Origin of the sequence: Pseudocoprococcus catus, from assembly GCF_019734885.1 — a bacterium.
Taxonomy (GTDB): domain Bacteria; phylum Bacillota; class Clostridia; order Lachnospirales; family Lachnospiraceae; genus Coprococcus_A; species Coprococcus_A catus.
Map to the genome: position 1 here is coordinate 90,557 of NZ_JAAXCM010000023.1, position 14,870 is coordinate 105,426.

Below are 14,870 nucleotides of genomic sequence, written 5' to 3' on the forward strand. Positions count from 1 at the left end.
TTCTCCTTTTCTTCTAAGCAGCTGCTTCCTGTTCTGCTTTCAGCACATCTGACAGATACTGGCCCTGATATTTTCCACCTTTCATCACCACATGATCCTTATAAGCAGCAGAAAGCTCCGCAGTCCATAGTGTAACCTGCGTTTTTGTAGGATCTTTTTCCTGGTTCCTTATCTTTTTCAATACATTCTTTTTCCATTTCTTTAAAAATGGTTCTGCCTCTTCATACTCCTCTCCCGTTCTGTTATAGTCCTTACTTTTTTGTACAATGTTTCCATCTGGTTCAATTTCCATCGTATAAAATTCCTTTTCCAATTCTTCCTGTCTGCGTAAGAAAACAATATAAGAGGTTTTTCTGCTGATCCGGTCAAAATAGCATTCCTGAGTACCTACACAATGATGCAATGCTTTTCCTTCTTTTATAATATCTTCAATCTTTTGCGGAACCAGCACTGCATATTTTTCATCTTTCAGTGACTGATAGATGGGCGTGATTTCCCTACAAACCTTTTCCAGATTTGGAAATTTCTCCCGTAGTTCCTCTGCTCTCTGCTTTGTGTCTATTTCCTGCAGGGCTATTACCGCCTCATCATGCCTTCTTTCTAACTCCCGTGGTCTATAAACGATGGAGTCCTTTAGATTTTCTCCTATTTTTTTTGCCATGGACAGATAATCTCTCCATATCGTCAAAATCTTCTCTACGGGCAGCCCGCTTTCCTTTTCCATTCTTCTTAAATAATGGTAAATCTGCTGTGGCGACATTTGATTTTCAATAAAGGCAACATCTATTGTGGAAATATTATGTTTTTCAAAATAACGAAGTATATCCTCTGAAATCCACTTTTGTGTATTCTTCATCTTTTGCAACCAGGATAAACCAGCTATTCCGCCGTCCATTTTCACCAACTGCTTTAGCAGGCAACTATTGATTCCCAAAATTTCCATCAGTTTTCTGTGATTTGGAAGTCGGCTCTTTTTATGGATGCTTTGGATCACAAACTTTTTCAATCCCGCCTTTGCAGCTTTCTCAATAGCCGGACAATGATAACGGTATAATAAATACGTTTCCGGTTCTACCATTTTCATGTTCTTTTGAAGTTCGTATAACCCGGAAGTCTTCAAAATTCCCTGGTTCAAAGAAAATAAGGTTCTCTGATATAGCGTGCCTTTATTCCCTTCAAAATCATAATGGTACTCTGCATATAAAGACTCTCTCCACCGATAGGAGCCATCCTTATATTGTCCATAATAATATGCTGTCTGGGAAAAATCTTTTTCTACGATTACCCTTCTGGTTTCAAACCAGCTTATTTCCGGAACAAAGTCACGCTTTTGATGAAATTTTGCATAGACGTTAAACTTCCGAATCACCATTTGATTAGTTCCGAACTTCTGCAACAAATAGGTGCACTCTGCTTTGTGAATAATCCTTTTTTGCATTTTCTTGGATTTATATTGTATTCGCTGTCTACACTTCGGGCAGATACCATATTGATTATGTTTTGGTAAAATACCCTGCACTCTCGTGTTGCATCTGCTGCAATAGCCTTCTCCTTTTCTTTCCGGTTTGTAGAAAATATAGTGCTGCGTAATGGCCGATTTTCTACACCACCTTTCCCAATCCTTTGGAAGTACCGGAATTTGGGACATTACCTGATCCCATTCATTGGTTTCTTGTCTGCGCCTTTCCTCTATCCTATCCCATAAAATATCCGTTTGAAACTCTTCTATAATACTTCTGATAGAACTAACTTTTAAAGATGTCCATCTGCTACATTCTGTGTCAAAATATTTCCTGAATAATGCCCAATCTCTTTTGGTACAGTGATAAAAACTCCCATAAAAATAGCCCATAATCTTTATAATTGTGGCTGTTCTCCACTTTGCTTCTCTTGGAAGGTACGAAAGATAGGTACGCTCCTTTTTATTTAAGAATACAACTATCTCCGGCTGCACTTGTCCGGCAAGCATTTCTTTTATCCTGAAAAATGAAACTGCCAAAATCTCCCCTTTTTTACAAATCTTTACAGATACTTCATATTCAAACTTCCTCATTTTCTTTTTCTTTTGTAATCTCTGTTTTCTGGATTTTTTTTCTTCCTTTTTGGAAAACTTTAACATCTTTTTTGTTGCCTCTAAACAGCCGATTTCCAATAATTCCGTTTTTCTCATTTATTCTTCTGCCTTTCTTCCATCAAAATCATAATAAACATTTGGAACATATTCTTTTCCGTCAATTATGATGACTGAAAAATTAACGATATTTCCCTTAATATCTTCCCTGATGAGAAGAAGGATTGTATCTTTCCTCCCTTTTCCGATGGGATGTTTCCCACGCACCACTGTAAATCCACCCATGGGACTTCCTTTTTCTATCTGTATGATTTTACTCAGCCTTCTGTGTGGATACTGGAGCATATATGCAACCCCTTCTATTAAAAGTTCCAATAACGTCAGTCTTCTAACAATCCGAAGCTGTGTGCAGGCAATTTTGCTGTCATCGCCCTCTTCCTGGCGTTCTCCGGCAACTTCAACCACACAATACTGCGCTAAATCCGGATTGCTATAGTAAATCAGACAGTCCAGCGGGTTTTCTGCACAATGAAACCCCGTTTTCCTGCAGGCAGCCTTTTCTGTATAATTCCATTCTGTTTCTTTATATTGAAACCCCAAACAACTCAAATTCTTCTGAAACGCTTTATACGCAATCATTTTTTTCCTCCGTTTTTTCTCTATCTTCCAGCATATCAAAAAGAGAAATCTGACTGTCTTTTTTGGTCTTGCTTTCCTTTACAGAAGTCTTCACGCCTTTTACAACAGTTTTTTCTTGTGCTTTTCTTTTTCTTTCCCGTTCTTCCTCTTTCTTTTTTCTTTCTTCCTCAGCATCATCTAACGCATAGTATTCTTCCAGCCAATGGTACACTTTTTGGGAACTGACTGCGACTCCTGCACCATTTTGCCCATTTCGATTCTGTTGCAGGTAGTCTTTTGATTCTTCATATACTCTTTGCAGAATGAAATTAATTGCTTTTTCCAAAGATTTATGAGGTAGCAGAATCTGTTCCCCTAAGGTTTTCTCTTCACAGCGTTCCATAAGATACTGCCCTAAAGCCACTGCCAGCCCTGGTCCTTCAAACTGATACATTTCTTCCGCAATCTTTTCAGAAGCAGTAGAAAAAATTTTTTCTTCCAACGGCACTTCTGCCAGCCGCAGCCTTTTTCCCTGCAAAAAATCCTGCATATCCTTTTCCGGTATCAGCCATTCTTTACAAAGCTCCTGCAAACGTGAAATTTCGCCTCTTGCTCTTAAACGGTCTGCAACCATATTCAAATCTTTTGTATTTTCTATCATTTTTCCAAGCATTCCTATTTCCTCCTATAAAAGCAGGAAGGGGGATTCCCCTTCCCATCATGCCGCTTTTTCTAATTCTTCTCTTTTTGCTCTGATTTCCGTGTCTTCTTCCTCAATAATGCTGATCATTTGGATCAGGAATTGCTTGCACCACGCATTTCCTTCATATTTTTTGCCAATCTTACTGGCTTCTTCAATGATCTGTTCCCATTCGCTGTCCTCTCTCTGCCCTTTTCCTCTATGTTTCTTATAGAAATCATAAATCTCATGCATCGCCTTATGCATATCAATTTCTACCGTTGTTTCCAAATTAGAAATCAAGGTAATAATAAATTTATGGTTATGATATTTTTTTAGAAGTCCCTGGATTCCCAACATGGATTTTCCAAGATAAACCCCATAAAAATCGCCTACCATACTTGCAATCATTTTTTGATCTGTCACCCTGTTTCCTCCTTTCAATTAACGAATAAATTCTTCTAATATCATCTGATTTTTCCAACTGGATTTTTTCTTATTTCCGGCGCTTTCTACACCCTCATTTATTCTGGGAAGTTCTTTTATTTTTTGATAAACCTCCGCCAGCATTTTGTCCAGTTCGTCTTCCTTTGAAAAGATACGCATTCCAAGAATGTCTTTTCTCTTTACGCAAACCTCTAATTTCTGAATTTTTCCGACCAAAAGATCAACTTGAAGTTTTCTCCGGTCTGTTTCCCTGATTTGAGGGCGCTTCACAAGCACATATCGAAACTGCTGGCTCTGCTTATATTTCTTTACCAGCCTTTGCGCAGTTTCAAAAATTTCTACTTCTCCTGCCATATAATCATCTTTGACAGCTTGTGGAATTTTCTTTTTATACCTGTCACAAGCAGTTGTACCAGAAAAATAATTCTCATAGACTTGCACCAGTTCCCTTCTGATTTGGTTTAATACTTCTCCGTCTGTGGTTAGGTTTTCTTCTGTTCCAAACTGGTATATCTTTTTCCAGTCATACAGTTTCTTTTGAAAAACATCTTCCCACTTTTTTGAAGGCTCTGGTTTCTTTTTCTCTATTTCTTTCACAATGTTTCCCAACTCCCTTTCGATGGATAATTCTATTTGTCCAGTAACCTGTATTTCTTTTGGGGGATTTCCATATAGCCACCACCTGTAAACATCTTCGGCATCTTTCCATGTAGCACTTCCATGTGTTCCTTCCTTATGGTAAGAAAGCATTCGGTCAAACGCCTTTAAATAAGCCTTTTTAAACATAGGATAGCGCGCCAGTTCTTTCTCCCGCTGCTTGGTGGAAGCCAGTGGACACCCAATACAGCCAATCCTTGTAAAGCCCTCATCATAAAGGCTGCAATAAGTTCGGATATGTGTATGGATAAACTGCCACACCTCATCATCTGTCCAATCCAAGATTGGATTTAACACCCGTTTTCCTTTTATCTGGCAATTTTCTATCTGCCTTCTTTTTTCGTCATTGTCGCTGTTTAAAATAACCTTTGGTTCAGACGGTCCTTGTATTTCTGCAAATCCTCTTTTTCTTCGTTTCCTGCTTTCTGCCCAACGCACACCAGTGACTACAAACCGTCCTTTTCCTCCTCTTTCTTTCAATTCAGAGCAGCAATAACGCATTCTTCGTGTGGGCGGATAATGCTTTTGGCTAATCAGTTCCCACATGGTTGTATCAGGCTGATTGATAATAACCGCAGGATACATTTTTCGGATAAAATAGACCAATTCCGGGGGATCTACGGTTGTAACATTATAATAAGCCTGAAACTTTACTTTTGCCTGTTTTGCCAGTTCATAAATTACCTGACTGTCTTTCCCACCGCTAAAACATAAATAGTATCCTTCCGGATGCATCTCTATGGCTTTTGCTTCAAACATTTTTAACAGGGTTATGGCGTTTTGGATTTTCTTTTCAATGCTAAAAAAACTTAACTGTTCCATTTTTTCTCCGTTCTTTACAAAAAGTTTGCTCTAAACGGAAAAGCCATGCTTGTAGGTGTGTCTTTTTACACTGCCTGACCTTCACTTTCGAAAAACAAGCCCGCAATGGCCGGTTTTCCTAAGCAGCAACCTGAATTTCTCAGGATAAGAAAAAGTGGAACACTTTTACGACCGGATATCCAGTATCCCATACGCAATTTTTTGAATTTCCAGAATTTGTACATTGGAAATTTTGCGGTAAGGTTTTCTGGCATTCTGTTCCGCAATCCAGTCCTTTAATAAAAGTTCTGCCTCAAAATCTACTTCGCTGTACTCTGCCAGGAAAGCATATTTTTTCGCCTGCCTGTAATTTCCCCTTACTGTCATATAAGAAAAAGAAATTTCATATAGTGGCAGCAGTATGTTCGACGAAAGCATCTGCATAGGATGCAGTCTTTTCAGCTTTTCACGATAATACTCTGTCTGGGGAAGGGTTCCTCCAACTGCCACCTCATGAAATGACAAAAGATCTGTCAGTTTATGAAGGTGCATATTTTCACGCTCCTTTCTTTTCTCTGTAAAAACATCCATTCTTTTCCAACTGATCCAGCCTTTCTAAAATTTCTTCCTCTGAAAGACATTCTCCTTGTTTTTGATGCTTTAATTTTCTATACATCATTCTTCTGCAGACTGGGTGAGCCGGTCCATAATCATAAAGATATCTTGCTTCTCTTGCATTCAGATTACAAAAGATTGCAATCAGCAGCTGATAATATCCTGCCATTGTTTCATCTTTCATACACACCTCTTTCCTATCGGTATTTTAGCCGAAACGTTCCTCTTGCTAAAGGCAGAAAACAATCGGCATGTTCATATAAAGTTGCCCGAATTCTCGCCTCATAATTTTTATTCTTTTTGGCTTTCGGGTGCTCTCTTAATTCCTGATATAGCTGCTTTAACGTTGCATGTCCATTTAACTGTTCCAGTGTCATCCGCAATAAATGAAACCACGTCAGTGCAATGGAGTCCTGTTCTTGTATCTGGAATATTCCTTCCCTTCTAATTGAAAATGGTACAAGAAGAATTTCTTCTTTTTGAAAAAGCACCAGTGTTTCCGTCACAATAGGAATAAAGGGTTTTCCGGAATACTGTGTCTTACTGGAAGTGCAATGAAACTGCCCCTTAACAATCCAGGACTTCATATTTCCAATATGAAGCATATCTGCTGCAATAGAATGAAAGACGCCTTTCTGCCGGATATCTCCTACCAGAATTGCCAGATACCCATTCTGTCTTAGGCTGAAATACAGTTTTTTGATCACATAGTTCAGTTTTTCAATATAATCTTCATAATTTTCACATCTGCTCAAATCATCTTCATGCGGCCTGCCCCACATATTTCCGGAATACTGGATAATATCATGGTAAGGTGGGTGGAAAAAAATCAGGTCTGCACTATGCGCAACTTCATCCTTTAATGCATTCCAGTTTCCAATCCCCTTTGGCGGATGTGGGTTTAAATCGTATAAGACAGAGGGAATATGCAATTCCTCTGCCACATCTTGACTGGTCCCAGAACCACTCATGGGATCCAAAAATAAAAAATCCTTATTCTTTTCATATCGCCTGCATTTTTTTACAAACTGAATGAGTTTCGCTACAACCTGCGGGGAACAATTTCCTCTCCACTGATTGCTGCCTCCTTCTGCCCGTTCTGGAAATGCCATAAAAGAAGTCAGGTCTTGTCCTACGCAATGCGTAAGCTCTCTTGTTCCTAACGTCTGTACAATCTGTTTCCAGTCGGAACCAAATTCTGTGCGCAAAATTTTACTTGCACGCTGTAAATCACTTTCCTGCACATTGTCACACTCCTTTCTGCATATACAAAAAAACGATACAAAAATCCCTTCTGATTTTCATATCGTTCTCTCTGCTTTTTATTTTTCTTTCTTCTCCTTTCCAAAAGGCAATAAAAAAAGCACTCAAAGAATTTCTTCCTGAATGCTTTTGATATACGCGCTTTTTAATTAAGTATCAAAACTTCAAAACTTCATTCTAACCTTATGGTCAGAAAAAAATTACCATTCTTCTTTATGAAGAATAAAACTGAACTACAAGTTTATGGTAACACAATATAGTGGTCAAGTCAACAAAATAACACTATATCCTGTTAGCCTGACTGCTATTTTTATTTTATGTATTATGCCTCAATCCACGATTCCAGTTGTATTTCTGCATTTCCAGTATACCCCCAGTCTTCATCTTCTATATATCTCCTACATTCTTTCTCCTTTATAAGTGGAACTCTAGATATTACTGTCCTCCAAAAGTTTACCAAAATATGAGAACTTAATTCACACGGAATCCTTATACACTCATCATCATGACGAACTTCATAACAATAAAAACCTTCTGGGAGACTATCTTTTTGAATTCTTCCTGCTGAAAAAAGTGCCCGAGTATCAAAAATCTCTATTTCTTCATAAGTTTCTTTTCGTGCATCATATCTCACCATATTATTTCCCTCTTCTTTCTACTGTCTTTACCTATTACGTCTATATTGTTCATTTCGCAAATCCATTTTTAAGTAATTTATAATATTACTAATGGAAAGAGCACCTTTACAAAGATACCAAGGTGTTCTTTGCTGTTCTTCCTGTAAGTATTGTTGTACCTCCTCTAAATTAATTTTCTGACTGAACAATTCTTTTGCTATTTTACTAACATAAGCAGTTATCTTTGCATACTGTTCAAATTTAAGGCTTTCTTTTCTAAGTTCTAATCGTATCATGTCACACATTTTTTTCTCACTGGAACATTGTTGAAATACTGCAATCCGACTATACGGACCTTGTATGTATGCTCTCCAGATACGCTCCTGCTTTGTCACAATAAATAAGATTTCCCGGTTCCCTTTTTTCCATATTTTTTGATACGCAGGTCTATCATATCTATCCCATACATCCACCAGATGTTCATCTCTGAAAAAAGCAAGATTTTTCCCTTCTTTCCGCATATACTGCTGAAACTCTTGCTGGCAGAACCCTTCTTCTATTTTTTTCTGCAAAAATTGGAACATGGAAAAATATTTTTCCCACTGATACTCCAATCGTTCATCTGAATATAAAAAATAATCTACCAATTGCTGCATATTTTCTAATAAGTATAGCCATATTTCTGCATCTTCTCGTTTCAGACAAAAAAGCAATTTTCCATAGTGATACACACGCAATTTCTCTTTTCGAACTACATAAGCATATTCTGAAAAAATATCTCCTTTATTGGAATGAGTTGTTTTTCGATACCACTCTGGTTGTAATGATTGTATATTTCTTTTATCAGTCAGATCCAATTTTTGATATGTTTGCTCCAAAAATTCCAGCTCTCGCTTTTCTGCAAATGCCCGGATAATCTGTTCTCCATATCCATTGTCCAGATATGCATCTGACACTAAATAAGTAGCTTTTCTAATCTTTCCATTTCCCTCTATTACAAAATATCCTTTTGTCATACTTTCTCCTTTCTCCTAAATCGTATTATTTTTCTAATCTTGGTACAGATATGTATCCAAATATTGTTTCACCCTATTCAATCCAGCCTGGTTTTCAGACGGTATTTTGCTTTCCGTTTCCAACCATGCAAGAAACAGTCTTCTTTCTTCTTCATACTCCCGGACCACACTCCGAAGTCTTCGGATCTCACGCTGGCAGGATAATACTCTTTCTTCATCTGTCATATCAGTTCCTTCCTTTTCTGTGCTTTATTCTCTTCTACTCTCATACACTCAAATCTATATTTGTTCTCATCACAAAAACTGCAATAATATGGATATTCCTTTTTTAATGCTTTATCTTTTTCAGGTAAAACTTCGTTTCCACATTTTTTACATATCAGTTTCTTCAATTTTTTCTCCTTTCATTTTAGGGTACAAAAAAGACACCAAAAATTTTTTTGATGCCTTTCAGTAAATCTAATATTCCTTTTGTTCTGAAAAATGGTATTATTTTCTATCTTTTATTTTTAACACCTCTTCTTCGGGGATATTCAAAAGTTTACAAATCTCAGAAATCGGATAATTATTCTGCAGCATTGTAAGAATGACTGCTTCTCGCTCTTTTTCTCTACCCATTTGTTCGCCTTCTTCTTTCAACTTTTCTAATGCCTCACACATACTGTTTACCTCCATATTTCTACTCATACGAATCAGTTCCTTTGATCCTGTCATCTGACCGACAACTGTTAATAGATCTGAACCCATCTCCTTGTTTCCATACTTCTCCTGAATTTTTTCAAAATGGCCGGCAAAGATTTCCCTGGTAATTTCAAAAACACTTTGAACATCTGTATTATTGAACACATATCGGTCTGAATCCCGTACTTCCAAGAGGTTCATTTTGTAATCTGAGAAAATAGCGGCAATTTCTTCCGGCATTTCTACAATCATATCTTTCAGACAATACGGTCCGTCCCACTGTTTTTCTCCATAATACACTGTCAATGTGATAACCGGATGAAGCCGGTCATCTTTTTTCATCTTTGATAAAAATTCATCTTCTGTCTTTTTCCCGGTATCTTTTTTATATTTGCGTGTAATTTCCTGATATTCCTTCAGGTAACTCATTGCATCATACACCATATGACGTAGCGGCATGGCATAATGAATATGCTGCTGGCTTTCAATTCCAAGAACAACAAATTCTACTCCATAAGCGGTCTTTTTAATGACATCTCTTGTTCTGGATAACGTTTCCTTATAATCTTTTAATTGAATGACACCGGAAACATCCGTATCCATTTCATGCAATGCCTCTGGCTTAATAACCTCTTTTCCTCCAAACACAACTACATTGAAAAGATCGGCAAACCGTTCATTATTCCGCCAAAAATCTTTAAATATAATATCTGCTTTTGTATGTTCCACGTAAATTCCTCTCTTTTCTACAACCAGTCACTCTCTTGTTACGATTATTATATCAAACTTCATAGGACCTGACAAATTGAATTTTCTATGATATTTCAGAGAATTCCTCTCCCTCCATTCTTTCATAAGCACACTTTTCCGGGGATATTGGACGGAAGACCGATGCTTGCAGGTATTTTCCTTCAGAAGCAATTCCATGATTTCCACCTAGGGAGTCCAAATACTGCTCTTTTCCTTTGGTAGCCGAGATATAGATGTATCTACTCTCTTTTTGAAACCATCCACTTGGAATGTTCCCAAAGTAATCACGACTGATCAACAATGAGATGCTGAGTCTTCCTGCTTTTTCCTTTACCATACGAAAAAGAAGCTTAAACATCTCCTGTTCCAATCTGTCTGAAATCCCTTTTACATAGGCTTTTTCCAAAAACAGAACCAGTTGCTCTGGTTTCTCTTTCTTTCCCGTATCCTTTGTAAAATCTACAAATTGAAATTCTTTGTTCTCCCTTTCCATTTTTTCTTCAGATGCTTTTGTAAGCCGAAGGATTGCCCTAAGGACAATCTTACCTTGATAAGAAATATATATAATTTTCTTATTACTGTCAAAGCAGGATAGCAGACACTTTCGATACATTCCTGTCTTGTAACTCAAACAGGTTTTATCCGGCAGCTCCCCAATCTGCATCACCGGAAGAAAACGGTCTTCTTCCCAGATCTTCCATTCCTTTCTCTGAAGTTGCAGATTTTCTGCCCACAGTTTCATCTGTTTTTCTGAAATCGGAAAAGCAAGTTCCTTTTCCAGATCTGCATCATGGTATTTTAAGTCTTTAAATTTCCCCATAAGCTCTGCGACCAACAATCTACGCAACATTTCTGTCTGTCCGGTATCTCCTTTATAAAATTCATACAAAATTTCAGAACCGCCTTGTTCCAGAAATGTCTGGATATTTGCTTCATGTTCTCTGATAAACGAATCGGAGAAAGCAAAAGTGTTCTTCATCCATTCCCAGTGAGGATCATTTTTTACTAGTTCAGCATAGACAGACTGAAAATTTGGGTATCCACTTAATTTTTCTTTATTTGCTATCAAATACCGCAGTTGGAAACCATTTTTCACTTCTGGAAGAAAACGTACAACTTCTTCCCAGGAAAGAAACAAATCTAGTATATCCATCCCTACTAGGCCGGAAATATTTCCCAATTCTTCTTTCACCCACTTAGATAATGGTTTGTGGGATAAAAAAGCCGCAACTCTTTCCAGCGTTTCTTCGCTGGTTACCTTGTCCAAGAGTCTCTTTTTCACCACTTCCTGCATAACTCTCAACCGATCGTCTACCCTTCTATAATTTAGTTTGTGGTACAAACGGATATACGCTCTGTCAGGACAGACAGCAAATAATTTTATTTCCGCAAAAGTATACTCTTTTTGTAGCATATCTGTCTTTTCTATAGCAGAACATTCCTTTATTTTTCTGCATTCCTTTAAATTTTGAAAATTTAATGTATTTAGATTGACATACTCCTCATAAAATGCTTTTTGAAATAAAATAGAATTCCATGGAAGTTCAAGAAACAGTTCTGTATTTTCTTCATACAACTTCAAAAAGTGTTTTTTCTGATGTTTGACTGCATAAAGAAGTACTGACTCCTGATAATATTTCAATCGGTCCACCGCTTTTATGGCATACCGGTAAACCTCCTGTATATACCCTGCTCTTGTATAGAAATTCCCTTGCGAAATCCATCCTTGTCTTACAAATCTGTTTAAATCAAACAATAACTGTTCATTCTCCAGCCACCTTGTCAAAAAACAAGACAGCACGTCTTTATGCAAGCGGTCTGCGATTTTTCTTAATAACGGATAAAGTTCTTCTGCATTTTTTATAATCTGCCTATATGCCTCTTTACTTAACATTGGCAGTTGAAACTTTGACAAATACTTCAAAAGTTCCAATACATTCACTTTTCCTAAATCCTGAAAGAAGTGTTCTTCTCCAATCACTTCTCCTAAAAAGTCCCCTGTAAAAATCGGTTCTTTCAAAAACATTCGTTCTGAAAAGCTTAAATCTTGTAGCTTTTTATCACAATATGTTTCGAGAAACTCCAGATTTCCATTTAATGTACTGCACTCTTTTTCGGACAAATGGCTGGAAAAATAATATTGGAGATATACAGCTACGTATCTGTCCGAAATTGCTTCTGTTTTCAAAGCTGCTTCCAATTCCTCATAGGAACGGTCAAATAGTTTTTCATCGGCACTGCCGATAAACATTTCTATTCTATAGGCTGAAATTCCTGCTTCCAGTAGACTTATAATCTTTGAAAGAATTTTCGGATAGGCAACCAATTTCTTTCCATACTCGATTGGAAGCTGTTTTAATATTCTTCTCTTTTTCTCTGTATCAATTTCTTTTGTAAAAAGAAGGAGCTGCTGATTTGAAAATCCTAAAATCTCCTGCCAGCCAAGTCCTTCCAACCCCTTAATAATTTCCATGTGTTCCTTCACCGTCGTAAGCATCTTCTACCTCCGTTTTTATCAACCACTCTTTTATAGTTGCAATCTCTATCCCTTCTTTTTTCCCTAAGTTTAATAGCAGTTTTAAATATTCCCAAATTGCTGCTTTTGGTAATTTCCACCCCACTTTTTCTAAATATTTTTTTAGGAACTGAACCGTTGCTTTTATATAGGCTTCTTTTTGATAAGAATAGAAAAGTGAATCGATTTTCCAAAAAATCTCTTCTGCTGTTTTCTCCTGCTGCAGTTTCCAAAAATGCTGGTATGCTTCTTTTGTCTGCTTTTCCAGTTCAGCCACTTTTTTCTGTTTTGCGGCTTCTTCCTGTTCTTTATAAAACTTCTCCCGTTCCTCTTTCTCCATGTATAGCATTCTAAATTTCTTACTTCCAGCTTCTTCTATCCCAAGCTCCATTAGTTTTTTCCAAAATTCCTGTGCCTGTTCTTTCGGAAGCCAAATAAGATTTTCCTCTTTTTCCAAGACTTTTAAAAGAAAAGCAAAATATTTTTGTGGCTGAAACCGATAAACAGATTCTTCTATCCAGAAAAACAACTGCAGGACCTGGTTTGGTTGCAAATGAAGTTTCAAAAAATTCATCTTATCATATTCCCGTCTGTAATAAAATTCCTGAATTCCGACACTCTTCCATAAGAAATTCCGTTTTCCTTCTTTTCTGATTTCTTCCATGGATCGGTTATCCAAAAGAAGTTTTGCAGTCTGAAATTTTAAATCCGTATCCAAATCTTCGATATAGGAAAGAATATAGCCATACTTCTTTTTTTCCGGTTCTTCCCATTCAGAAATCGCTTTTCCTTCTCCCTTTGTAAGCAATTCTTTTATAATCTGTCGGGGATCTAAGAAATTCTTTTCTGCAAATGTTTCAAAAATTTTATGATTTTGATAATTCTCTTCTTGCAGCATCTGTTGAATATAATCTACATCTGTCAATTCCTGATAAATCTTCAGATACTCCTGAAGTTCCTGTTCCGTAAAAGACTGATTATATAAAGTCTCCCGTATTTTTTTATCAAAATCCTTTTTCCCCAACAGGGAAAAGATTTTCTTTGCCTGTGTTTTACATGATGGAATAAAAAACCAGCTAGGATTTGCCTGTCGCTCTCCTGCATAAGTATGAAGCAGTGCATATATCTTGGAATTTTTAACAGTTACCTGACATTTCATGGCGCCTAAAATCCCATCATATCCGCCGATTTTGATTTCATAAGAACGATGCTTTTGTATTAGTTCTCTGCAAAGCTGATAAAGCTCCTCCGAATATTCCTTTTCCTGGTTACATATAAAAATGCAAAAACTTTCTGAAGCACGCTCCCATGTTATCTGGCTTACTGTTTCTAACTTGTCTTCCTTTGCAGCCTGCAGCATCCGCAGGTTTAAATAAAAAATTTCTTCTTTTTGGTAACCTGCCTTTCGCATCTGCTGAAATAGATCTGAACGTTCTTTTACGTAGGTATGCTGCATCTTCACCAAAAGTTTTAATCTCGAAAATATCTGTTTTCTTTCTTTTTTAATTTCCTTTTCATAAGTTCTGAAAAACCAGATATACATTTCAGCATTTTGGAAGATATTTACTGCTCTTTCATTTTCAAAGAAAGAGCATACATTTTCTTTTAGCATTTCCCAGATTTCTTTTTTCCCTTTGAATAAAAACAGGATACACATACATTCTGCAAGTTCTTTGTATGAATAACTTTTAATCCGTTCATAATAAAACTTTTGTTTCTTTTCAGACGGAGTTAAAAAACACATAGCCCCTGCCAGATAAATATCGGTTTTCGCTTCTCGTTCTATCCGTTTCAGAAAGTTTTCATATTGTGTTCCCACATACATTTGTGCTTCATGAAAATCAGACATAGTTACAAGGGCAAATGCCAGTGCCCTGCGGATTTGAACAGTATCCCCTATCTTTTCTTCATACCTCTCCAGCATCTCACCCGGATACTGAAAGGTATAAGCGTCTTCCTCCTTTTGTTCTTTCCCTATTGGAAGAAAACGTTTATCTGCCTCTTCTTTTTCAAAATACCGTATCTTATCATTCTTTGTTGAGGTAAGGAAAATGATATGCTTCATAGTCTGAAAACTGTTTGCATCTATTTTTTCTTTTAATATATCCATTTGTTCTCCTTTCTGGAAAGGGCTGTCTTG

15 protein-coding genes are annotated in these 14,870 nt (G+C 37.0%); all 15 read right to left on the reverse strand.

What is annotated here, in order from left to right; all coding sequences use genetic code 11:
- Positions 1–13 precede the first annotated feature (13 nt).
- The 15 genes from HED67_RS05870 to HED67_RS05940 all read right to left on the reverse strand — a co-directional run bounded on the left by HED67_RS05870 (position 14) and on the right by HED67_RS05940 (position 14,840).
- Positions 14–2,170: a PcfJ domain-containing protein gene (locus HED67_RS05870; RefSeq protein WP_021740633.1), complete on the reverse strand. Its 2,157-nt coding sequence runs from the start codon at positions 2,168–2,170 to the stop codon at positions 14–16.
- Complete coding sequence (locus tag HED67_RS05875; RefSeq protein WP_021740632.1) at positions 2,171–2,710, reverse strand: DUF7666 domain-containing protein; 540 nt, start codon at positions 2,708–2,710, stop codon at positions 2,171–2,173.
- A complete protein-coding gene (locus HED67_RS05880; RefSeq protein WP_221717780.1) occupies positions 2,697–3,191 on the reverse strand; it encodes a Cas9 inhibitor AcrIIA9 family protein in 495 nt (164 codons plus the stop codon). The genes HED67_RS05875 and HED67_RS05880 overlap by 14 nt, the downstream gene beginning before the upstream one ends.
- A gap of 216 nt (positions 3,192–3,407) precedes the next feature.
- Positions 3,408–3,794 (reverse strand): hypothetical protein, encoded by a 387-nt coding sequence (locus tag HED67_RS05885; RefSeq protein ID WP_044964833.1) that lies wholly within the window; start codon positions 3,792–3,794, stop codon positions 3,408–3,410.
- A gap of 18 nt (positions 3,795–3,812) precedes the next feature.
- A complete protein-coding gene (locus HED67_RS05890) occupies positions 3,813–5,294 on the reverse strand; it encodes a phosphoadenosine phosphosulfate reductase family protein (RefSeq protein ID WP_021740629.1) in 1,482 nt (493 codons plus the stop codon).
- 165 nt (positions 5,295–5,459) lie between these two features.
- Positions 5,460–5,825 (reverse strand): hypothetical protein, encoded by a 366-nt coding sequence (locus HED67_RS05895; protein ID WP_021740627.1) that lies wholly within the window; start codon positions 5,823–5,825, stop codon positions 5,460–5,462.
- 4 nt (positions 5,826–5,829) lie between these two features.
- A complete protein-coding gene (locus HED67_RS05900) occupies positions 5,830–6,072 on the reverse strand; it encodes a hypothetical protein (protein WP_021740626.1) in 243 nt (80 codons plus the stop codon).
- A gap of 13 nt (positions 6,073–6,085) precedes the next feature.
- Positions 6,086–7,132, reverse strand: coding sequence for a DNA methyltransferase (locus HED67_RS05905; protein WP_021740625.1), 1,047 nt, complete (start codon positions 7,130–7,132; stop codon positions 6,086–6,088).
- 341 nt (positions 7,133–7,473) lie between these two features.
- Complete coding sequence (locus tag HED67_RS05910) at positions 7,474–7,788, reverse strand: LPD28 domain-containing protein (RefSeq protein WP_021740624.1); 315 nt, start codon at positions 7,786–7,788, stop codon at positions 7,474–7,476.
- 27 nt (positions 7,789–7,815) lie between these two features.
- Positions 7,816–8,784: a hypothetical protein gene (locus HED67_RS05915; protein ID WP_021740623.1), complete on the reverse strand. Its 969-nt coding sequence runs from the start codon at positions 8,782–8,784 to the stop codon at positions 7,816–7,818.
- Positions 8,785–8,817: 33 nt separating this feature from the next.
- Positions 8,818–9,009 carry a hypothetical protein gene (locus tag HED67_RS05920; protein WP_021740622.1) on the reverse strand — a complete coding sequence of 64 codons (192 nt, stop codon included), beginning with the start codon at positions 9,007–9,009 and terminating at the stop codon, positions 8,818–8,820.
- The gene (locus HED67_RS05925) at positions 9,006–9,176 is read right to left on the reverse strand and encodes a hypothetical protein (protein ID WP_021740621.1); all 171 of its coding nucleotides are present in this window, start codon (positions 9,174–9,176) and stop codon (positions 9,006–9,008) included. Before HED67_RS05925 ends, HED67_RS05920 begins: the two co-directional genes overlap by 4 nt.
- A gap of 97 nt (positions 9,177–9,273) precedes the next feature.
- A complete protein-coding gene (locus tag HED67_RS17005; RefSeq protein WP_021740620.1) occupies positions 9,274–10,194 on the reverse strand; it encodes an Rpn family recombination-promoting nuclease/putative transposase in 921 nt (306 codons plus the stop codon).
- A gap of 85 nt (positions 10,195–10,279) precedes the next feature.
- A complete protein-coding gene (locus tag HED67_RS05935; RefSeq protein WP_147487312.1) occupies positions 10,280–12,712 on the reverse strand; it encodes a hypothetical protein in 2,433 nt (810 codons plus the stop codon).
- Entirely contained in the window at positions 12,675–14,840 is a 2,166-nt protein-coding gene (locus tag HED67_RS05940) for a hypothetical protein (RefSeq protein ID WP_044964829.1), read from the reverse strand. The genes HED67_RS05935 and HED67_RS05940 overlap by 38 nt, the downstream gene beginning before the upstream one ends.
- Between the last annotated feature and the right edge of the window lie 30 nt (positions 14,841–14,870).

Excerpts from the sequence above, each read along its gene's own strand:
- HED67_RS05870 (WP_021740633.1), bottom strand. The coding sequence starts at position 2,170 with ATGAGAAAAACGGAATTATTGGAAATCGGCTGTTTAGAGGCAACAAAA.
- HED67_RS05875 (WP_021740632.1), bottom strand. The coding sequence starts at position 2,710 with ATGATTGCGTATAAAGCGTTTCAGAAGAATTTGAGTTGTTTGGGGTTT.
- HED67_RS05890 (WP_021740629.1), bottom strand. The coding sequence starts at position 5,294 with ATGGAACAGTTAAGTTTTTTTAGCATTGAAAAGAAAATCCAAAACGCC.
- HED67_RS05895 (WP_021740627.1), bottom strand. The coding sequence starts at position 5,825 with ATGCACCTTCATAAACTGACAGATCTTTTGTCATTTCATGAGGTGGCA.
- HED67_RS05900 (WP_021740626.1), bottom strand. The coding sequence starts at position 6,072 with ATGAAAGATGAAACAATGGCAGGATATTATCAGCTGCTGATTGCAATC.
- HED67_RS05910 (WP_021740624.1), bottom strand. The coding sequence starts at position 7,788 with ATGGTGAGATATGATGCACGAAAAGAAACTTATGAAGAAATAGAGATT.
- HED67_RS05915 (WP_021740623.1), bottom strand. The coding sequence starts at position 8,784 with ATGACAAAAGGATATTTTGTAATAGAGGGAAATGGAAAGATTAGAAAA.
- HED67_RS05920 (WP_021740622.1), bottom strand. The coding sequence starts at position 9,009 with ATGACAGATGAAGAAAGAGTATTATCCTGCCAGCGTGAGATCCGAAGA.
- HED67_RS05935 (WP_147487312.1), bottom strand. The coding sequence starts at position 12,712 with ATGCTTACGACGGTGAAGGAACACATGGAAATTATTAAGGGGTTGGAA.
- HED67_RS05940 (WP_044964829.1), bottom strand. The coding sequence starts at position 14,840 with ATGGATATATTAAAAGAAAAAATAGATGCAAACAGTTTTCAGACTATG.